Source organism: Muricoccus harenae, from assembly GCF_009848505.1.
Classification (GTDB): Bacteria; Pseudomonadota; Alphaproteobacteria; order Acetobacterales; family Acetobacteraceae; genus Roseomonas; species Roseomonas harenae.
The window spans coordinates 39,702-60,343 of sequence record NZ_WWDL01000031.1; the positions used below are offsets into that span (position 1 = coordinate 39,702).

General features: G+C 68.4%; 16 protein-coding genes and 1 pseudogene. 6 read left to right on the forward strand and 11 right to left on the reverse strand.

Features of this window, described 5'->3' with window-relative positions; translation table 11 throughout:
• Positions 1-17 precede the first annotated feature (17 nt).
• The gene (locus GSE44_RS19835; protein WP_235924973.1) at positions 18-404 is read left to right on the forward strand and encodes a DUF2231 domain-containing protein; all 387 of its coding nucleotides are present in this window, start codon (positions 18-20) and stop codon (positions 402-404) included.
• Positions 401-1,690 carry a PQQ-dependent sugar dehydrogenase gene (locus GSE44_RS19840; RefSeq protein ID WP_159350570.1) on the forward strand — a complete coding sequence of 430 codons (1,290 nt, stop codon included), beginning with the start codon at positions 401-403 and terminating at the stop codon, positions 1,688-1,690. Before GSE44_RS19835 ends, GSE44_RS19840 begins: the two co-directional genes overlap by 4 nt.
• Positions 1,691-1,844: 154 nt before the next feature.
• Here GSE44_RS19840 and GSE44_RS19845 read toward each other — a convergent pair.
• From GSE44_RS19845 to GSE44_RS19885, 9 genes and pseudogenes are all read right to left on the reverse strand, one after another.
• Positions 1,845-2,532: pseudogene (locus tag GSE44_RS19845) on the reverse strand (IS6 family transposase).
• 275 nt (positions 2,533-2,807) lie between these two features.
• Positions 2,808-5,264 carry a DNA topoisomerase (ATP-hydrolyzing) subunit B gene (gene gyrB / locus GSE44_RS19850; protein ID WP_159350571.1) on the reverse strand — a complete coding sequence of 819 codons (2,457 nt, stop codon included), beginning with the start codon at positions 5,262-5,264 and terminating at the stop codon, positions 2,808-2,810.
• A 162-nt stretch (positions 5,265-5,426) separates the two neighbouring features.
• Positions 5,427-6,599: a DNA replication/repair protein RecF gene (gene recF / locus GSE44_RS19855; protein WP_159350572.1), complete on the reverse strand. Its 1,173-nt coding sequence runs from the start codon at positions 6,597-6,599 to the stop codon at positions 5,427-5,429.
• Between the two features lie 142 nt (positions 6,600-6,741).
• Positions 6,742-7,869: a DNA polymerase III subunit beta gene (dnaN, locus tag GSE44_RS19860; protein ID WP_159350573.1), complete on the reverse strand. Its 1,128-nt coding sequence runs from the start codon at positions 7,867-7,869 to the stop codon at positions 6,742-6,744.
• A 98-nt stretch (positions 7,870-7,967) separates the two neighbouring features.
• On the reverse strand, positions 7,968-9,446 hold the full coding sequence (dnaA, locus tag GSE44_RS19865; protein ID WP_159350574.1) for a chromosomal replication initiator protein DnaA: 1,479 nt from the start codon (positions 9,444-9,446) through the stop codon (positions 7,968-7,970).
• 228 nt (positions 9,447-9,674) lie between these two features.
• The gene (rpsT, locus tag GSE44_RS19870; RefSeq protein WP_159350575.1) at positions 9,675-9,947 is read right to left on the reverse strand and encodes a 30S ribosomal protein S20; all 273 of its coding nucleotides are present in this window, start codon (positions 9,945-9,947) and stop codon (positions 9,675-9,677) included.
• A 119-nt stretch (positions 9,948-10,066) separates the two neighbouring features.
• A complete protein-coding gene (locus tag GSE44_RS19875) occupies positions 10,067-10,846 on the reverse strand; it encodes an enoyl-CoA hydratase (protein ID WP_159350576.1) in 780 nt (259 codons plus the stop codon).
• 106 nt (positions 10,847-10,952) lie between these two features.
• Positions 10,953-11,897: a Bug family tripartite tricarboxylate transporter substrate binding protein gene (locus tag GSE44_RS19880; RefSeq protein ID WP_159350577.1), complete on the reverse strand. Its 945-nt coding sequence runs from the start codon at positions 11,895-11,897 to the stop codon at positions 10,953-10,955.
• Between the two features lie 101 nt (positions 11,898-11,998).
• Positions 11,999-12,706, reverse strand: a complete 708-nt coding sequence (locus GSE44_RS19885; protein WP_159350578.1) for an SIMPL domain-containing protein — start codon at positions 12,704-12,706, stop codon at positions 11,999-12,001.
• On the opposite strand from GSE44_RS19885, the gene GSE44_RS19890 reads away from it, so the two are divergent.
• Positions 12,705-13,805, forward strand: a complete 1,101-nt coding sequence (locus GSE44_RS19890; protein WP_235924974.1) for a Bug family tripartite tricarboxylate transporter substrate binding protein — start codon at positions 12,705-12,707, stop codon at positions 13,803-13,805. The two genes, GSE44_RS19885 and GSE44_RS19890, sit on opposite strands and share 2 nt — an antisense overlap.
• An 18-nt stretch (positions 13,806-13,823) precedes the next feature.
• On the opposite strand, the gene GSE44_RS19895 is transcribed toward GSE44_RS19890, so the two are convergent.
• Positions 13,824-15,617: a thiamine pyrophosphate-requiring protein gene (locus GSE44_RS19895; protein ID WP_159350579.1), complete on the reverse strand. Its 1,794-nt coding sequence runs from the start codon at positions 15,615-15,617 to the stop codon at positions 13,824-13,826.
• Between the two features lie 254 nt (positions 15,618-15,871).
• On the opposite strand from GSE44_RS19895, the gene GSE44_RS19900 reads away from it, so the two are divergent.
• The 3 genes from GSE44_RS19900 to GSE44_RS19910 all read left to right on the forward strand — a co-directional run bounded on the left by GSE44_RS19900 (position 15,872) and on the right by GSE44_RS19910 (position 19,303).
• Complete coding sequence (locus tag GSE44_RS19900) at positions 15,872-16,774, forward strand: DMT family transporter (protein WP_159350580.1); 903 nt, start codon at positions 15,872-15,874, stop codon at positions 16,772-16,774.
• An 82-nt stretch (positions 16,775-16,856) separates the two neighbouring features.
• The gene (locus GSE44_RS19905) at positions 16,857-18,581 is read left to right on the forward strand and encodes a cation:proton antiporter domain-containing protein (protein ID WP_159350581.1); all 1,725 of its coding nucleotides are present in this window, start codon (positions 16,857-16,859) and stop codon (positions 18,579-18,581) included.
• The gene (locus GSE44_RS19910; protein ID WP_159350582.1) at positions 18,578-19,303 is read left to right on the forward strand and encodes an alpha/beta hydrolase; all 726 of its coding nucleotides are present in this window, start codon (positions 18,578-18,580) and stop codon (positions 19,301-19,303) included. The genes GSE44_RS19905 and GSE44_RS19910 overlap by 4 nt, the downstream gene beginning before the upstream one ends.
• Positions 19,304-19,321: 18 nt before the next feature.
• Here GSE44_RS19910 and GSE44_RS19915 read toward each other — a convergent pair whose 3' ends face one another.
• Positions 19,322-20,566, reverse strand: a complete 1,245-nt coding sequence (locus tag GSE44_RS19915) for an amidohydrolase family protein (RefSeq protein ID WP_159350583.1) — start codon at positions 20,564-20,566, stop codon at positions 19,322-19,324.
• Between the last annotated feature and the right edge of the window lie 76 nt (positions 20,567-20,642).

Consider the following 20,642-nt stretch of genomic DNA (forward strand, 5'->3'; position numbering starts at 1 on the left):
CCAGGCCGCTTCACCCCTTGCACGCGATTCTGCTGGCTTTCCCGTTCCCGCTCTTCCTCGGCGCACTGCTCAGCGACTACGCTTACTGGTCGAGCTTCCAGATGCAGTGGGCCAATTTCTCGTCCTGGCTCATCGCCGGCGGATTGTTCGTCGGCGGCTTTGCCCTGCTCTGGGCCCTGATCGGCCTATTCCGGAGCGGACCGGCACGGAGGAGGCGCGCGGCGATCTACTTCCTCGTGCTGCTCGGAGCCTGGGTGGTCGGCTTCGTCAACGCACTCGTTCACTCGAAGGACGCCTTCGCAATCATGCCGGAGGCGCTCGTCCTATCGGCGATCGCGACGGTCCTCGCGCTCGTCGCGGCGTGGATGGGCTATTCCGGTTTTCAGTCCGGGGAGGTGGAATGATGCGCGCGATTTTGCTGGCGGGTGCCGCGGTGTTCGCCCTGTCCGCCTGCGACAGCGAGCCCACCCCGCAACAGCACGGTGCTAACCCGAACCTCCCGGAACCGCATCGCGGCCTGCTGCCCGACATGAGGATCCCCCGCCCGGCAGCCTGGGGCAATGAGCGCCCGACGGTGCCGCAGGGCTACATGATCCAGGCGATCGCCACGGATCTCAGGATTCCGCGCCAGACCCTCGTCCTGCCCAATGGCGACATCCTGGTCACAGAGGGAACGGGCGGCCAGGGCGCACCCCGGCTTAACCCCAAGGCCTTCATCGCGAACGTCATCAAGAGCTGGGGCAGGACGTCGGTGCCGGGCGGCAACCGGCTCACGCTGCTGCGCGATGCAGACGGCGATGGCACCTACGAGGTCCGGCGGGTCTTCGCGGAGAACCTGAACGGGCCCTACGGCCTCGCCCTGGCCAACGGCGTCCTCTACGTCGCCAACCAGGATGCGCTGGTGCGCTTCGATTATCGCGACGGGCAGACCGAGGCGAGCGGGCCGCCGGCGCTGGTGACGAACCTGCCCTCGGCGATCAATCACCACTGGACGAAGGCGATGGCCGCCAGCCCTGATGGCCGGTTTCTCTATGTCGGCATCGGCTCTAACAGCAACATCACCGAGCGCGGTATGGAGGCCGAGGTCGATCGGGCCATGGTGTGGCAGATCGACCCGCAAACGGGCGCGCACAAGCCTTACGCGACCGGTCTTCGCAATCCAACGGCTCTCACGATCCAGCCGGGAACGGGCCAACTCTGGGCGGTGGTGAACGAGCGCGACGAGATCGGTCCCAACCTCGTTCCGGATTACCTGACATCGGTGCGGGAGGGCGGCTTCTACGGCTGGCCTTACAGCTACTGGGGCCAGAATGTCGACACCCGCGCGCAGCCGCAAAATCCGGAACGCGTGGCCGCGGCCATCCGCCCCGACTACGCCCTTGGAGCGCATGTGGCAGCACTCGGCGTCGCCTTCTCGACCCCCGCTATGGGCGCGGCCTTCGCGGACGGGGCCTTCGTCGGTGAGCATGGCAGCTGGAACCGGAGCCCCCCAGTTGGTTACAGGGTCGTCTTCGTGCCGTTCCGTGACGGCCGGCCCGCCGGAGATCCGATCGACTTCGTCTCCGGCTTCCTGGACGGCGAGAACAATGCGCGCGGCCGGCCGGTTGGGGTGACAGTGGACCCGCGCGGGGCCCTGATCGTAGCCGACGACCTCTCGAACACAGTCTGGAGGATTACGGCGAACCGGTGACGGCGTCGCGTGGGGGAACGCTGCGGAGCAGCAGAACGCATGGCAGCTGGTTCTCTGGCCGCAACATCACGTCTGCGTCTAATTCCACATGCGGCATTCTCAACTCGTTTGCTCAATAGCCGCGCTGGGCCGCATCGTGTGACCGCATGCATCGTCACGCCGCCGTTCGGGCGCAGGTCTCCTGCTGCCAGACCTCGAAAGCCTCGGCGCGGGCATGCCGATACTGGGGGGCGGTCATGAGGTGCGGACGCGGTGGGAAGTGACCGTAGATCATGCTGTGCGCCGATAGGAACCGCTGTGCCTGCCTGGGTGACTTGAAGCGCTGCATCAGCCGCTCCCGGCGTCGGGTTAGCCGATGCGAGTTCTCGGCACGATTGTTGAGGTAGCGGCTGTTCCGGTGCCGCACATCAGGCAGGATCTCGCGCTTCGCCGCGCCGTGCCTGCGAAGCCCATCGGTGACGATGCGCTTCGGCTTGTAGTTCAGGCCGCCCAGCAGGCGCTTGAAGAAGCGCTCGGCCGCGGTCGCGTTCCGCCGGCCCTGCACCAGGATGTCGAGCACAACCCCGTGCTGATCCACCCCGCGCCACATGCAGGAAGACCTCGTCGAGGTGCCAGGTGCCGCCTGTCCTCGGCCGGCGCCGGCGCAGCTTCCGAGCGAAGTTGGCCCCGAACCTCAGGCCCCCTGCCGGATGCTCTCGTGGGTAACCGCGATCCCGCGCCTCGGCCAGGATCAGCTCAACGTCCCGCAGGCTGAGGCTGAAGACATGATAAAGCCATACGGCCTGGCCGATGATCTCGGCCGGAAAGCGGTAGCCAGGGTAGGTGGCGAGGTCGGGCTGCATACCGCCAGCTTGGCCCAGCCACCTCGTTCCGGACAGAGACTGCCAATTTCGCAATGGCCCAGCGGGCCTTCATAGGCCCGGTTCATAGCCCCGGAGCGGTCTCGCCGGGAGTTGCGGAACGCCGTGTCATCAACGTTGTCACCGCCCAGGCCTCGGACGACGTCAGTGCGGCGGTCGGCCCGCTATGGGACCGACCGCCGCGAAAAGGTTGCGAAATCAGCAATCCGCGTCAGCGAGCACCAGGGACAAGTTCACTGGCACCTTACAACAAATCCTCACACGTCGAGATTCGCCACCTTCAGCGCGTTCCCCACGATAAAGTCGCGGCGTGGCTCCACCACATCCCCCATCAGCGTGGAGAAGACGCGGCCCGCATCGTCGGCATCCTCGACCTCGACGCGCAGCAGTGTGCGCGCCTCCGGGTCCAGCGTCGTCTTCCAGAGCTGATCGGGGTTCATCTCGCCCAGACCCTTGAAGCGCTGCACGCTCAGGCCCTTGCGGCCCTGCGCCAGGATGCGGTCCAGCGCCGCCATTGGCCCGCGGGCCTCCTGCCGCTGGCTGTCGAAATGCAGCGTCACCGGTCCATCGAAATCAGCCGAAAGGCGATCGCGCCGCTCCTCCAGCCAGCGCGCATCGGCCGAGCGGAGCGCGACGGGGTCAAGATGGTGGCTCTCGGTCACGCCCCGCACTTGGCGGAAGACGCGCAGCCCCTCATCGTCAAGTGTCGCCTTCCAGCTCCGCTCCGTCGGCGCCGCCAGTTCGTTCAGCCGCGCGGCGAGCCGCGGCGCGGCCTCCGAATGCAACTCGGCACCCAGAGCACCGGCGACGGCAGCCTGCTCAACGATTTCCGCCGGCACGTTGTTCGTCAGGTGCCGGATACGGCGGGACGCGTTGCGCAGATCATCCACTGCCGTCCGCAACTCCTCGCCGCTGATCTCGCGCCCATCGGTATAGGTTAGGCGCGCGCCATGCAGCGCCTTCTCGAGGAGATACTCCTCCAGCGCGCGGTCATCCTTCAGGTACCGCTCCTCATTCCCGCGCTTGGCGCGGTAGAGCGGCGGCTGCGCGATGTAGAGATAGCCGCGCTCGATCAGCTCCGGCATCTGCCGGAAGAAGAAGGTCAGCAGCAGCGTGCGGATGTGGGAACCGTCCACATCCGCGTCCGTCATGATGACGATGCGGTGGTAGCGCAGCTTGTCCGGATCGAAGAACGGCATGTTCGGCCGGTCCGGATCGCGCGCGCCGATGCCGGCACCCAGCGCCGTGATCAGCGTGCCCACTTCGGCGGAGGAGAGCATCTTGTCCATCCGCGCGCGCTCGACATTCAGGATCTTGCCCTTCAGCGGCAGGATCGCCTGGTTCGCGCGGTTGCGCCCCTGCTTGGCGGAGCCACCTGCGGAGTCACCCTCGACGAGGAAGAGTTCGGACTTCGCCGGGTCCTTCTCCTGGCAATCTGCCAGCTTGCCCGGCAACGTGGAGATGTCGAGCGCGTTCTTCCGCCCCACCTTCTCCCGCGCGATCTGCGCCGCTCGCCGCGCGACGGCGGACAGCACGACCTGATCGAGGACGAGCCTCGCCTCCTTTGGATGCGTCTCGAACCAGTGGGACAGTGCATCAGCCACCGCCATCTGCACCACCGGCTGCACCTCGGACGAAACCAGCTTGTCCTTGGTCTGGGAGGAGAACTTCGGATCCGGCACCTTCACCGAGAGGATGCAGGAAAGCCCCTCCCGCATGTCCTCGCCAGAAAGTTCCACTTTCTCCTTCTTCGCCAGATCGGCGGCGTATTTCGTCACCACGCGCGTTAGCGCCTGGCGGAAGCCGGCCTGGTGGGTGCCGCCGTCGCGCTGCGGGATGTTGTTGGTGAAGCAGAGCGTGCGCTCGCGCGGCGAACGGTTCCACCACATCGCCATCTCGACGCGGATGCCCTCGCTCTCCTTGCTCGCGAAGGAGACGGGCGGCTTGAACAGCGGGTCCTCGGCCGCATCCATCCACTCGACGAAGGCGACGAGGCCGCCCTCGAAGTGGAAGTCCACCTGCTGCACGGGCGTGTGGCGCTCGTCCCGCAGGTGGATCTTCAGCCCGGAATTAAGGAAGGCCAGCTCGCGCAGGCGCTTCTCCAGGATGGCGAATTCGAACTCCACCTTGGTGAAGGTCTCGGATGAGGGCTTGAAGGTGACCTGCGTGCCTGTCGGATGGTCGCTCGGGCCCACCACCTTCAGCGGCTGCACCGTCTCACCATACTCGAAGCGGATGAAGTGCTCCTTGCCGTCCCGCCAGATGCGAACTTCCATCCATTCGGACAGGGCGTTCACCACCGCCGCGCCCACGCCATGCAGGCCGCCGGAGACCTTGTAGGAGTTCTGGTTGAACTTGCCGCCCGCATGCAGCCGCGTCAGCACCACCTCGGCGGCGGAAACGCCTTCCTCGGCATGGATGTCAGTGGGGATGCCGCGACCGTCGTCCGTCACGGTCACGCTGCCATCGCCGTTCAGCACCGCGGTGCAGGTGGTGGCATAGCCGGCCTGCGCCTCGTCCACGGCATTGTCGATGATCTCGAAGGCCATGTGATGCAGGCCCGAGCCGTCATCCGTGTCGCCGATATACATGCCGGGACGCTTGCGGACGGCCTCCAGGCCACGCAACACGGTGATGGAAGCGCTGTCATAGGCACCGTCGGCGCCGGCAGCGGCGACTTCAGCCTTATGGGCGGCGCGTGTGGACTCGGTCATTCGGGCAGGGAACCTCTCGGGCCAGGGCGAGGCCACCCGAAGGGGGCGCCCGGCCATCAGAATCTATCCCTGCCAATATAAGGATTCCGCGCGCGCGAAGCCATGGGTGAGCGGACGGTTGCGGCCCGGAAATCAAGGATTTCGCCTGCCGGCAGCCCCAGTTTATCCTGCCACCGGCGCCGGGAAGTCCGAATCTCCCACGACGCCCTCAGCCCCGATGGAGAACCCCTCCGCCACACCCCGCAGGGAGGCGAAGACGCCCGGCTCCGTCCCCGTCAGGAAGCTCTGCGCCGGCAGGGCCGCCAGGGCGGCAAAGAGGGCCTCCCGCCGCACCACGTCCAGATGGGCGGCAATCTCGTCCAGCAGCAGCAACGGGGCGAAGCCGCGGGCCGCTGCGATCAGCGCCGAATGCGCCAACACGGTCGAGATGAGCAGCGCCTTCTGCTCCCCTGTGGAGCACAGCTCGGCCGGCACGCCCTTGGGCAGGTGGGAGAGCCGCAGGTCGCAGCGATGCGGCCCGCCCAGCGTCATCCCGGCCGCCGCATCGCGCCCCCGGCGGGCCTTCAGGGCCTCCCGCAACCCATCCTCCACCTGCAGGGCGGAACGGCTCTCCAGCGCGGCCGCCGTCTCGCATTCCAGAGCACAGAGGGCGGCCGGGAAGGCGCCTGCCAACCCCTTCGCCAGGGCACTGTTCAGCCGGGCGATCAGGGACCGCCTGGCGGCCGTCAGCGCCACGCCATGGCGGGCCATGGCATCCTCCAGCCCATCCAGCCAGCGCGGCTCGGCGCGCCCGCCCTCGCGCCCCTCGGCCAGAAGCCGGTTGCGCTGGGACATGGCGTTCTCGTAGGCCGAGACCTCCCGCGCGTGGTTCGGGTCCAGCCCCCAGACCAGACGGTCCAGGAAGCGGCGGCGGCCAGAGGCGGCCTCCTGGAACAGCCGGTCCATCTGCGGCGTCAGCCAGACCGCCGCCACCATCCGCCCCAACTCCGCCTGGGACCTCACGGGGGCGCCGTCCAGCCGGAAGGCGCGCTTGTCAGGGGGACCGTCATGGGCGGTCCCGGTGCCCAGGTCGAAGCTGCCCTCGGGCCCCTCGAAGCGCCCGGAGACGGCCCAGGGCAGTGCATCCTCGCCGACATGGCGGCCAAGCTCGGCAATCTTCGCCCCCCGCAGCCCCCGACCTGGCCCCAGGAGGCTGATCGCCTCCAGCAGGTTTGTCTTACCCGAGCCGTTCTCGCCCGCAATCACGACAATGCCGGCCGAGAACCGCAGTGTGGCTCGCGCATGGTTGCGGAAATCCTGCAACTGCAGGCGCGTCAGGCGGAGAGAGGGAGTCACGGAAGGACAGGGCCAGCAAAAAGGATCTCGCCAGCCACGCCGCCAGCGGGGGAGCCGTCACATGGGGGCAGGATCACCTTCCCCGGCCAACGGCATCCCAACCCAGATGGCGCCGCGGGGCGCCCCATCAAGCGGCGCCGGGTCAGACCCGCATCGGCATCAGGACGTAGAGCGCCTCGGGCTTAGAGGCGTCCTGCACGATGGTCGGCGCGGAGCCGTCCGAGAAGCGGAACTCCAACTGCCCGTCCACCTGATCGGTGATGTCCTTCAGGTAGCGCGCCTGGAAGCCGATCTCGAGCGGCGCGGCGTCATAGACCACCGTATCGCCGTCCAGCTCCTCCTGCGCCTGCCCCTGCTCGGGCGAGGCGGCGGTGAGGAGCAGGCGGTTCTTCTCCAGCGAGAGCTTCACCGGACGCGAGCGCTCGCTGCTGATGGCCGCCACACGGTCCACGGCGGCGGCGAAGGCGGTCTTGTCCACCGAGAGGATGCGGTCGTTCCCCTTAGGGATCACCCGCTCATAGTCCGGGAAGGTGCCGTCGATCAGCTTGCTGGTGAGGGTGACGGTGCCGAGCTTCACCTGCAACTTCGTGTCCGAAAGCCGCATCTCGATCTCGTCCATCGTCTCCTCGGCCAGCTTGCGCAGCTCGGTGACGGTCTTGCGGGGAACAATCACACCCGGCATGCCGGCCGCCCCATCGGGCAGGGCCTCCTCCACGCGGGCCAGCCGGTGGCCGTCGGTCGCCACGGCGCGCAGCACCTTCACGCCATCCACCTCGGTCGCGTGGAGATAAATGCCGTTGAGGTAGTAGCGCGTCTCCTCGGTGGAGATCGCGAAGCGAGTGCGGTCCACCAGGTCCCGCAGCATCCCGGCGCCAACGGAGAACTTATGCGGCAGCTTGCCCTCGGTCATGGAGGGGAAGTCCTCCACGGGCAACACCATCAGGCTGGTGCTGTAGCGCCCGGCGCGCAGCGCCAGCGGGGCATCGCCGCCCTTGTGGTCCAGCTCGACCTTCGCGCCCTCGGGCAGCTTGCGCACGATCTCGAACAGGGTCGCGGCCGGTGCGGTGCAGCGACCCTCGCGCGCCACCTCGACGCCGGAGACCTCCTCGATGATCGCGATTTCCATGTCGGTCGCAGTCAGGCGCAGCCCGGCCTGGCCGGCATCCAGAAGCACATTGGCCAGGATGGGGATCGTATTCCGCCGCTCCACCACGCTTTGGACATGGGCGAGGGCCTTCAGGAGCACCGCCCGGTCCACCGTGAACTTCATCGCCGCCATCCCCGCAACGCTGTGGGGGGCGAAAACCCCCCGGAAGAACCTCGTATCATTATGAAAACGCGGCGTGAAGCCTGGGCCGGATCAGGCCCTCAGGTCTCCAGCATGCGGCGGAGCAGTTCCACGTCCTCGGCGAAGCCGGCATCCCCCTGCATCAGCTCCGCCACACGAGAGACGGCATGCATCACCGTGGTGTGGTCGCGGTTGCCGAAGCGCCGTCCGATCTCGGGCAGGGAGCGGGAGGTGAGCTGTTTGGAAAGATACATCGCCACCTGTCGCGGCCGGGCCACATTCCGCGCCCGGCGAGCCGAAGACATATCCGTCAGGCGGATATTGTAATGCTCGGCGACCCGCTTCTGGATCTCCTCGATCGTTACCCGGCGGTCATGGGCGCGCAGGATGTCGTGCAGCACCTCCTGGCAGGATTCCAGCGTCACCGGCCGCCCGAACAGGTTCGCATGGGCGATCAGCCGGTTCAGCGCCCCCTCCAGCTCGCGCACATTGGAGGTGATCTTATGGGCCAGGAATTCCAGCACCCGCGCGGGCACGTCCACGCCGGCGGCCGAAGCCTTGGACTCCAGGATCGAGATGCGCAGTTCGTAGGTGGTGGCGTGGATATCAGCCACCATGCCGCAGCCCAGCCGCGTCCGCAGCCGATCCTCCAGCCCTGCCAGGTCGCTCGGCGGTTTGTCGGAGGAGACGACGATCTGCTTGCCCTGGTCCACCAGCGCATTGAAGGTGTGGAAGAACTCCTCCTGCGTGTTGTCCTTGCCGATCAGGAACTGCAGGTCGTCGATCATCAGCACGTCGACGGAACGGAGGCTCTCCTTGAACTCCATCGTGGATTGCGAACGCAGCGCCGCAATGAAGCGGTACATGAACTTCTCGGCGCTCATATAGGCGACCGAGCGCCCTGCCCCGCCCAGCTGCGGCTCCCGGATCGCCCAGGCGATCGAATGCATCAGATGCGTCTTGCCCAACCCGACGCCGCCATAGAGGAAGAGCGGGTTGAAGCCCGGGGAATTCGGCTTCTCCGCCACGCGCCGTGCGCAGGCATGGGCGAATTCGTTGGGCTTGCCGACGATGAAGCTGTCGAAGGTGAAGCGCGGATCCAGCGGCGCAGCCCATTCGCCGCGCGGATCGGGCTTGGGCGCCTCGGCGCGCATTTCGCTGACTGGACGCGCCACGGCGAGCGACTCTGCCAGCCCGGCGCCGTCCGGCGCGCTGGCCACCTCCGCCTCCGCCGCCGCCTCGCGCGCCCCACCGGAGGGCGCCACGCGGATATCCACCCGGCGAATACCAAGTCCCTCGGCCTGCCAAAGCGCCCGCAGGCGGTCGCCATACTGGCCGCGCAGCCAGTCACGCAGGAAGCGAGTGGGAACATGCACTACCGCCTCCTCGCCTTCCACGCCCGCCAATGTCAGCTGGCGCAACCAGGTCCGGTATTCGGCCTCGCCCACTTCCTCGCGAAGACGGCCACGAATGCGCACCCAGGCCGCGTCCAGCCGCGCGTCCTCGGCGAGACCCGCCGTCGGAGCTGCGGACGCGGCGTTGGCGTGCTGTTCCGGCATGCGATCCACCCCTGAGCCCCTGTTCCGCCCGGCGTCACCCCCGGACGGTCCCTGCAACACAAAGCGTAACTTGCGGTGCCAGCTACCGTAAACGCCAAACACGTTCCCGGTAGACACACCACAAGCACACAGAAACGCGCCACGGCGCACAAGCACCGTGACGCGTTTGCATCACGACTTTACTTGGAGATGACTTGTCGAAGAGCGCCCAAAGGCGCTCCTGACTGATCAGGCGGCTGCGCCGAGCGCCTTGATCCGCGACGACAGCCGCGACAGCTTGCGCGCCACGGTGTTGTCGTGCGTTACGCCCTTGTCGGCGGCGCGCTGCAGCTCGGGCTGGGCAAGGCGGAACGCCTCCTGGGCCTTCCCCTTGTCACCACCCGTGATCGCGTCTTCGACGGCGCGCAGGAAGGTGCGGACGCGCGAGCGGCGGGCGCGGTTGCGCTCGACGCGCTTCTCGTTCTGCCGGATGCGCTTACGCGCGGAAGCGGTGTTCGCCATGGGCCTTGAGGATACCAGTCGAAATGTTCGCGGGATGCGATCCGCCGTGGGCGGCCGCAGGAAGGGGGGCGTTCTATCCACAGCCCCCCCAGGAGTCAAGGAAAGGAGTCGCCCCTTCCTCAGGCGTTGCGGAAGGCCGGTTTCCGCTTCTCGGCGAAGGCCGCCATTCCTTCCTTCTGGTCCGCCGTCGCGAAGAGGCTGTGGAACAGCCGCCGCTCCAGCCGAATGCCCTCGCGCTGCGGCAGTTCATAGGCGGCATTCACCGCCTCCTTCGCCATGGCGACCGAGGGCTGGGAATAGGCGGCGATCACCTCGCCCATCTTCACCGCCTCCTCCACCAGGCTCTCCACCGGCACCACGCGGGTGACGAGGTTGGCCCGCTCGGCCTCGGCGGCATCCATCATCCGGCCGGTCAGGATCATGTCCATCGCCTTGGACTTGCCGACCGCCCGGATCAGCCGCTGCGAGCCGCCGGCGCCGGGAATAATGCCCAGCTTGATCTCAGGCTGACCGAACTTCGCGTTCTCGGCGGCGATAATGATGTCGCACATCATCGCCAGCTCGCAGCCACCGCCCAGCGCAAAGCCGGCAACCGCGGCGATCACCGGCTTCTTGATGGTGAGCACCGTCTCCCATTTGTTGCCGATGAAGTCCTCGAAATGCACCGCCGGATAGGTGCGGTCCTTCATCTCCTTGATGTCTGCGCCGGCGGCGAAGGCCTTCTCGCTGCCCGTCAGCACGATGGCACCTACCGCAGGATCGGAATCGAAGCCCCGCAGGGCCTGACCCACCTCGGTCATGAGCTGATCGCAGAGCGCGTTGAGGGCCGAGGGCCGGTCGAGCGTGATCAGCCCCACCTTGCCGCGCGTCTCCGCCTTGATCATCCCGTAATCGGCCATCTCGCCCTCCCTTGAAGGGCCGCAGGCTGTGGCGCGGCGAGTGCGCGGTCAACCAGGGGCCCGATAACCTGCGCCGGAGAGCCCAAGGCTCCCCGGCCCCACCATCTCAGTCAGCGGTCACCCCAGCCGCCCGTGCCACCGGGCCCCAGGCGGCGTCCTGCGCGCGGATCGTCGCCGCCAGCTCGGCCCGGCTAGAGCCGACCGCCTCGGCCCCCAGCTCCCGCAGCCGCGCCGCCACGGCGGGGTCGCGCGCTAGGGCGATCATCGCCTCCTCCAGCCGCGCCGCCTGAGCCTCGGGCAGGCCACGCGGGCCAACCAGCGCCAGCCAGGTCTCGGCCACGAAGCCCGGCACGCTCTCGGCCACCACCGGCACCTCGGGCGCCAGGGCGGAGCGGGCGGGGGAAGCAATGGCCACGGCCCGCGCCCGCCCGTCCCGCGTCGGTGGCAGGCCGGTGACGACGGTATCGGTATAGAGGGCGATGGTGCCGGCCAGCAGGTCCGGCAGGGCCGGGCCGGTGCCGCGGTAATGCACGATCGTGCATTCACGCCCGAGCTCCCGCATCAGCAGCGACACGGCCAGGTGCTGCGTGGTGCCGGCGCCCGGCGTGCCGCAGGGCAGCGGCCCCTTCTCCAGCGCGGAGCGCAGCGAGGCGATATCCGTGATGCCCGAGCGCGGCGAGGCCAGGAACACCACGGGAATGGCGGCGAAGCGGCTGATCGGGGTGAAATCCGCCAGCGGGTCGAAGGGCATGCTGCGATAGATATAGCGGTTGATCACCAACGGCCCCGCCGGCACGGCGCCTAGCGTGTTGCCGTCCGGCGCCGCCTTGGCCACCGCATCCGTTGCGATGTTGCCGCCCGCGCCCGTGCGGTTCTCCACCACCACGGTGCGCCCGAGGCGGGCGGCCAGCCCCTCCCCCATCACCCGGGAGAGCAGGTCGATCCCACCGCCGGGCGGGAAGCCGACGATCAGGCGGATGGGGGGCTGGGTCTGGGCGATGGCCTGCGGTGCGGCCAGCAGGGCCAGCGCCGCCACTGCGATTCGCAGCATGGGCATTTCCTCCGGTTTGCCCGGAGGGTTCCGCCTGGCGGCACCCCCGTCAACGGGTGGGTGCGGCCGAAGCCCTGCCGGAAAACCGGCACGGGAAGGCTTCAGCGCGGCGCCAGCACCACCACGGCCTGCACCGTCGCCGGCACCACCAGGTCCTCGGCCTGCGCCACCGGTGGGGTCGCGGCGCGGGCGGATGCGGCCTGCATCATCATCGGGCGGGGCACCGCGATCTCGCTGGTCTCGAGCTGGACCTCGGCGATCCGCTCCACCTTCATCTCCATCTGCGCCGCCACCGCCTCGGCCCGCTGGCGCAGCGCGTCGAGCGCCAGGGAGGCCGCCTCCTGCCGGGCGGCACGGGTGGCCGGGCGGGTCAGGATATAGTTGATGCCGTCCACCACCAGGCCACGCGATTGAAGCGTGCCGACCAGTTCCAGCAGCTTCGCCGGCTCCGCGCCCCGCAGGTTCAGGGTCTGGCTGGCAACCCAGCGCGCCGGATCCTCCTGCCGATAGGTGCGGTAGCCGCCGGTGGAGGCCGTGATGCCGGAAACGCCGCGCGCCGCCTCCAACGCTGCGGTCATGGCGCGATTCACGCTTCCCTGCACGCCGGCGGCAGTGGCTTCACGCGCCTCGAAACGCAGCACGGCACGCACCTCATCCGGTGCGCGGGTCACGTCTGCCGTTTCGGATAGGCGCAGCAAGGTCCCCGGTCCGGGGTAAATCGCGGGCACCTGGGCGACGGCGCTCCCAGGGAGGATCGAGGACGCAAGCAGCGACAGGGCGAGCGTGGCGGCCAAGGAAGTGCGTCGCATGAAACATCCTCTTCTCGAATATTCAGTTTCAGAGGTGGAAATGGCTTTCCACCTAATGGATGCCAGTGTCACGCTGCGGCCAACCAAGCAAGACAAGGAGGATGCGTCCATGCCCCTGGCCCGCCGCGCGTTGCTGTCCGCGCTGCCATTGCCGCTCCTCACGCGCGCCGCCGTGGCGCAGGACCGCGGGTGGCGTCCCTCGGCGCCGGTGCGGATTATCGTTCCCGCGGCGCCGGGTGGTACCACCGACATCATGGGACGCCTGTTGGCCGCCCATTTGCAAGCGCGCTGGGGAACCCAGGTGGTGGTGGAGAACCGCTCCGGCGCCGGCGGCATCATCGGCACGCAGGAGGCGGTACGCGCGGCACCCGATGGGCACACCCTCCTCTCCGGCAATATCGGGCCGCAGGCGATCGCCTATTCGCTCTTCCGCAACCTGCCCTACAAGCCGGAAAACCTGCAGCCCGTCAGCAACATGATCCGCGGGCCGAATGTGCTCGTGGTGCATCCCTCGGTTCCGGCAAAGAACGTGGCGGAGCTTGTGGCGCATCTGAAGGCTAATCCCGGCAAGTTCTCCTACGGCTCACCAGGTGTGGGGCAGAGCCCGCATCTCTCCGCCGTCTGGTTCTGCCAGATGGCAGGGATAGAGGCGATCCACGTGCCCTTCCGCGGCGCCGGTCCGGCGATGATGGAGCTGGTGGCGGGCAACATCCACTTCATGTTCGATAATCTCACCACCGCTATCGAACAGATTCGCAGCGGTCGCGTCCGGGCCCTTGGCGTCACCAGCGCGGACAGGAACTCGCAGCTTCCCGACCTGCCGCCGCTGCGGGAGACAATGCCGAACCTGTCCGAATACGACGTTTCCACCTGGTTCGGCATGTTCCTGCCGGCCAAGACGCCTGCGCCGATCGTGCAGGCCTACAATGCCGAGATCCGCGCGCTGGTCGATGATCCGGCAAGCCAGGCGCGCTTCACCACGATGGGAGGCGTGCCCGCCGCCTCGGATGTGGCGACCTTCGAGGCCTTCGTTCAGGCTGAGATCCGGAAATGGGGCGAAGTCATCCGGCGGGAGGGATTGCAGCTCGATGTGAGCTGAACCGCTCCAGGGCGAAGCCTAGTCCGCCTTCCGCCCCGGCAGCACCGCGCTCATCACCTGCTTCGCGGTATCGAGAATGACGCTGCCCTTTTCCGGATCGCGGGCAAGGGCAGCGGCGAAATTCCGCGCCTGCTCCACGGTGGTGTGGGGCGGCAGCGGCGCGACATTCGGATCGGTCCGCACCTCCAGCACCACGGGGCGGTTCGAAGCCAGCGCCTGATCCAGCGCCTCGCCGATCCTTGCCGGATCATCCACGAAGATTCCGCGCAGTCCCGCAAGCTCCGCAAACCGGTGGTAGGGGAAATCCGGAATCCGCTGCGTCTCCTCGAACTTCGGCATCCCCTCCATCACGCGCTGCTCCCAGGTCACCTCGTTGAGATCCTGGTTATTGAGCACGATGCAGATCCAGACGGGATTCGCCCAATCCTTCCAGTGCTTCCCGACGGTAATCAGCTCCGCCATGTTGTTCATCTGCATGGCGCCATCACCCACCATTGCGATCACCGGCCGATCCGGATGCGCCATCTTCGCCGCGATCGCATAGGGCACGGCCGCCCCCATGCTGGCGAGCCCGCCGGAGAGCGACGCCATCATTCCGCGCCGCATCTGCAGGTTGCGCGCATACCAGTTTACGCAGGAGCCGGAATCGCTGGTCAGGATCACCCGCTCTGGCAGACGCTTCGACAATTCCTGGAAGGGAAGCTGCGGGTTCACCGGATTGGCCGAAGCCTTCGCGCGGCTTTCCAGCAATTCGTGCCAGTCCTTGTTCCATGCCGCGATGCCGTCACGCCAGGAGGGGTCCTCCTTCTGCTCCAGTAGCGGAAGCAACGCGCGCAGCGTTTCGCCGGAATCGCCGCAGAGCGGCACCTCCATCGGATAGCGAAGGCTGAGCATGGCGGGCCGCAGGTCGATCTGCACGCCACGCGCCTGGCCTTCCTTCGGCAGGAACTCCGACCAGGGGAAGCTTGAGCCGACCATCAGCAGCGTGTCGCATTCCTGCATCAGGTCCCAACTCGGCCGCGTGCCCAGCAATCCAATGCAGCCCGTCACCCAGGGAAGATCGTCCGGCAGCACGGCCTTGCCGAGCAGCGCCTTGGCGGCGCCCGCGCCAAGCTTGTCGGCCACCGCCGTCACTTCATCCGCCGCCCCCGCCGCGCCGGCGCCGACGAGGATCGCGACCTTCTTCCCCGCATTCAGCACCTCCGCCGCGCGGCGCAGATCCTCGTCCCGCGGAATCACCCGCGGCGGCGTCCAGCCGATGCCGGAATGGATGGTGCCGTGGGCGTGCGGCGGATCCTCATAGGGCTCGTCCGGAAGGTCGTTCGTCACCACCAGCGCCGTGACGCGCCGCTCCCCCATGGCGGTTCGCATCGCACGATCCACAAGGTGCCGCATCTGGGCCGGCACCATGGCCTGTTGCACGAAGGCGCCCGCGACATCCTTGAAGGCGGAAACCAGATCCACCTCCTGCTGGTAATGCCCGCCCACAGCCATCCGGCCAGACTGCCCGGCGATGGCCAGCATCGGCATGTGGTCGGCCGCCGCGTCATACATGCCGGTGATCAGATGGGTCGCCCCCGGCCCGCTGGTGGCGATGCAGACCCCCACCTCCCCAGTGAACTTGGCATGGGCGCAGGCCATGAAGGCGGCCATTTCCTCATGCCGCACCTGGACGAACTCGATCTTGTCCGTGCCGAAGCGCTGAAGGCCGGCAAGCAGCCCGTTCACCCCGTCCCCCGGATAGCCGAAGACGCGGCGCACGCCCCATTGGTGCAGCCGTTCCCAGAAGAAATCGCCGACCTTCTTCGCCATGAAACCTCGCAGCCGATTGGAGGAAGTGACCGGCGCTGTCCTGGCCGGCATGTCGCGCCACGCCCTGGCGCCGCGGGCGGCTCCCCAGGAACGGACCCCCTTCGGGTAGGTTGCGGGGCGTTGCCCCCGGATTGACGCGGGCCGGAGCCGGACCGACCCTGCCGCCCCCGGCCAGCCCTGGGGTTTCGCCACCACCATGCGCCGCCCCGGCCGCGCGCTCCCCTCATCGCCCGTCCGGACCCGCTGACACCTCCATGCCCCTCTGGCTCGCCGCAACCCTCTCCGCCGCCCTGTTCCAGACCTGGCGCACCGCTCTCCAGCAGAAGCTGCGTGGAACCCTCTCCCTCAATGCCGCCGCCGTGGTGCGCTATCTCTACGGCGTGCCGCCCGGGCTCATGCTGCTCGGAAGCTGGTGGTGGTTGACGGATGGCATCCTGCCCGCCTTCGGCAGCCGCGCCCTCATCCTCTGCGCGATCGGCGGTGTGCTGCAGATATTCGGCACGGTGCTCCTCATCGCCTCCTTCGCCCCTCGCGGCTTCGCCGTCGGCACCGCCTATTCCAAGACCGAGGCGCTGCAGGGCGCGATCTTCGCCATCGTCCTGCTCGGCGAGCACATTCCGCCCCTCGCCTGGCTGGGCGTGGCCATGGGGGTCTGCGCGGTGCTGTGGCTCTCGCTCGCGGGGCAGGTCAGCAGCCTGCAGCAGGTGCTGCGAGCCACCTCGCAGCCGGCGGCGCTCTGCGGCATCGCGGCGGGTTCCTGCTTCGGGCTGACCAGCATCGCCATCCGGGCGGCGAACCAGGAACTGGCGGCACCGGACCCGGTTCTGGGGGCTCTCTGCACCCTCGTCGTCACCAATGCCATGCAGACGGTGATGCAGGGCGGCTGGCTGCTGCTGCGGGAGCCCGCCTCGCTGGGCGCCGTGTTCCGCAACTGGCGCAATGCGGCCCCGGTCGGGCTGCTCTCGGCCCTGGGCTCGGCCTGCTGGTTCACGGGATTCGCCCTGGCACCCGTGGCGCTGGTGCGGTCCGTCGGGCAGGTGGAGATCCTCTTCACCCTGGCCTTCGGCCGCTGGTACCTGAAGGAACCGCTCAAGACCCGGGACGTCATCGGCGCGCTGCTGATCGTGCTGAGCGTGGTGCTCGTGATCCTCAGCTGAGGGCCGCGCCGCAAATTTACCTCCGGATGCACACCGTTCCGCCCTGGCCCCCAAGGGCTGCGGCTGCAACAAATATCCGCTGATGGATCATGCGCCGCCCTTCCTCGCTAGCCTCGTCCTCGGACTTGCCTTCGCATTCGCATTTGGACTGATCGCGCGGGTGCTGCGGATGCCGCCGCTGGTCGGATATGTGGTCGCCGGCATCGCCATCGGCCCCAACACACCCGGCATCACCATCGACGGTGCCTTCACCCGCACCATGGCTGAGGTCGGCGTCGGTCTCCTCCTGTTCGGCGTTGGCCTGCATTTCCGGCCGAAGGACTTGCTGGCGGTCTGGCGGGTCGCGGTGCCGGGGGCGACGGCGCAGGTGGCCTTCGGCACGCTTCTCGGCGCGGCCCTAGGCCTGGCGCTGCCCGGCTTGTCCTTCGGCTCCGCCCTCGTCTTCGGCCTGGCGCTGGCCATCGCCTCCACCGCCGTTGCCACACGGGCGCTGGAGGAACGCGGGCAGCTTTCCAGTGAGGCGGCACGGATCGCGCTGGGCTGGCTCGTGCTGCAGGATCTCGTCGTGGTGCTCGGCCTCGTGCTCCTGCCGGCGGCCTCAGGCGGGCACGGAGAGGAGGTTGGCAGTGCCGTGTTGCTGGCCATCGCCAAGCTCGGCGCCTTCGCGGCCCTGATGCTCGTGGTGGGGCGGCGGGTGCTGCCCTGGGCGCTCCGGCAGGTCGCCCGCTCCGGCTCGCGGGAGCTGTTCACCCTGGCTGTCGTGGTGGTGGCGCTGGGCGTCGCCTTCGGGGCCTCCAGCCTCTTCGGCGTCTCCTTCGCCCTCGGCGCCTTCTTCGCGGGGATCGTGCTTGGGGAAAGTGACCTGGGCCATCAGGCCGCGGCCGAGACCCTGCCGCTGCAACGGATCTTCGCGGCGATCTTCTTCGTCTCGGTCGGCATGCTGCTGAACCCGCTCACGGTACTGGATGCGCCCGTCACCTCCGTCCTGGCGCTGGCCGTCGTGCTGATCGGTACCGGCGGGCTAACCTTCGGCGTGCTGGTCGCGCTGCGCGTCGCGCCCGCCACCGCGGTCATCGTGGCGGCTGCCCTGGCCCAGATCGGCGAGTTCTCCTTCGTGCTGATGGAGCTGGCGATTGGCGAGGGCATCCTGCCCGCGGCGCTACGAGGGCCGATCCTGCTGGGCAGCTTCGGCGCCATCCTCCTCATGCCGCTGACCTTCCGGGTTCTGACGGCCCTTACCGCACGGCTGCCGACCTGGACGCAGCGCCCCCCGCGCGACGTGCCGCGCACCGCCAGCCTCCCACGGCTGGGGGGCCATGCCGTACTGGTCGGCTATGGCCGGGTCGGCGTGCTGGTGGCCGCTGCCCTGCGCCGGCACAACCTGCCCTTCGTCGTCGTGGAGGATGACCGGGCCCGCATGGAGCTGCTGCGCCGGCAGGCCGTGCCCGTGCTCTGGGGCAATGGCACGCAACCCGAGATGCTGGAGGCCGCCGGCATCGGCCATGCGCGGCTGCTGATCGTGACCCTGCCTCTCGCCTGGGAGGCGCGGCGGGTGGTGGAGCTGGCCCGCGCCGCAAACCCCCGCATCGAGGTGGCCGTGCGTGCCCATCAGGATTCCGAGGTGGATTGGTTGCACGATCAGGATTCCGCCGGGCTGGCGGTGATGGGGGAACGCGAGGTGGCACTGGGCATCGCTGATTTTGCCATGCAGCGCATGGGGGTGGCGGCCAGCACCGCCCAGGCCACGATCGACGTGCTGCGCAAGCGCCGCGTGGCCGATGCCGCCGTGGCGGGGCTGGGCGCTTGACGCTGCGCTTCAGCCCGCCGGCCGGGCATCCGCCCCGCCTGCGCCTCATCCTGCTGCACGGCGCCGCCTGCGGTCCCTGGATCTGGGCCGAGGGCTTCGCGCAGCGCCTGGCGGATGCCGGGCATCCAGGCATGGCCATCTCGCTCGCCGGCAGGACCTTGTCGGACCGCGTGGCGACGCTTCGCACGGCGCTGGAGGAAGGGCCGGCCCTTCTGGTCGGCCATTCCCTCGGCGCGCTGATTGCGCAGCGGATGCTGGATCACCCCATGGTCCGCGGCGCCGCGCTGCTCGCGCCGGTTCCGCCGGAAGGCCTGTGGTGGTCCAACGCGCATCTCGCCGTGTCGGACCCTGCGCTGTGGAATGAGGTGGCCCGGATGACGGGACCGGGGGAGCCATCACCGGCCCTGCTGCGCGGGTTGTTCGGCCCCGGCATGGATCCCGCCGCCGCCCTGCGCCACGCCTCAAGGCTCCGCGATGAATCCCCGGCCGCACTCATGGAGTCGCAGATGCCCCAGCCTGTCACGCCAGGCTGGGTCCATGGCCGCCCCGTGCTGGTGCTGGGGGCGGAGCATGACCGGCTGATCCCGCGCGATGCGGTGGAACGCTGCGCCGCCTGGCACGGCGTCGCACCGCGATTCCTGCCGGGCACCGGGCACCTGCTGATGCTGGATGCCGGCTGGCAGGATGCGGCGGACCAGATCGCGGAATGGGCGCCCGCCTAGCGGCGCCCCCGCACCCCGTCAGCCCGGCCGGTGCAGCACCGGCACCGCCCGCGTGACTGTGCGCCGCCCGTTCTTGAAGGCGGCCAGGACAGGGCTAATCTCGCGCAGCGCATCGGCCGGGGCGGGCGCATCCACCAGAACGAGATCGGCCGGGTTGCCCAGCGCCACCCCGTAATCCGTGCGCCGCATCAGCTTCGCCGAACCGGCGGTGAACATGTCCCAGGTGTCGCGCAGGTCGTCGCGCATGCCGCGCTGCACGATGTTCGCGTAGAGATTCGCCTGCCGGATCAGCTGCCCATCCCCCATGGGCGTAAAGGGATTGAGGATGTTGTTGGAGGAGAGCGAGCAGGTGACGCCCGCCTTCACCAGCTGGTTCGCATCCACCACGTTGCGGCGGACATTCTCCGTCTGGTCGCGGCCGCCGAGATACAGGTCGGTAGAGGGCAGCACCGTCAGCGCGACGCCCGCATCGGCCATGCGCTTCGCCACCGCATCCACCCCATCCGGCGGCATGACCGAGAGCTTGGTGACATGCCCCACCGCCACGCGCCCGCCCCAGCCGTATTTCTCGGTCAGCTCGCAGACCAGGAGCGTGTCCAGCTCCTCGGCCGAGCTGCCGCTGTCGAGATGCATGTCGATGTCCACGTCGAATTCACGGGCCATCTCGAAGACGCGGCGAATCTGTCCGGCGCGGTCGCTGTCATAGTTCGGTGCAGCCCCGACGACGCGCGCGCCATTCCTCAGCGCCGCGACCATCAGCTCATCCGTCCCCGGATTGTTGAGCAGCCCCTCCTGCGGCATCACGCAGATCTCGATGTTGATCGCCCAGGCATATTCCTGGATGAGGGACTTCACCCCCTCGAAGCCGCGCAGCCCGACCCTGGGATCGACCTCCACATGGGTGCGCATCGTGGTGCAGCCATGCAGGATGCACTTCTCCAGCGTCCGCTGCGCCCGCGCGCGCACGTCATCGACGCTGAACGTGTGCTTCACATCCGAGACCCGCTCCATCGCCAGATGCGGATTGCGGCGCGTCTCGCAGGCACAGCGGTCGATGATGCAGGTCTTGTCCAGATGGATATGCGTCTCGACGAAGCCGGGCGCCAGAAGGCGGCCGTTTCCTTCCACCACCTCCACCGCCTCGCAGGACAGGCTCGGGCCGATCGCCGCAATCCGCCCCCCCGAAACCGCCACATCCACCGGCGTGCCATCGGGCCCGGAATCGACGAGACGGACCTGGCGGAAGAGGAGATCGAAGTTCATGTCGAATCCTGAAGGCGGGACGGGAGACCTCCTGGCACGCATTATGCCAGTGGTTCCGCCAGCGATATCCTCGCCT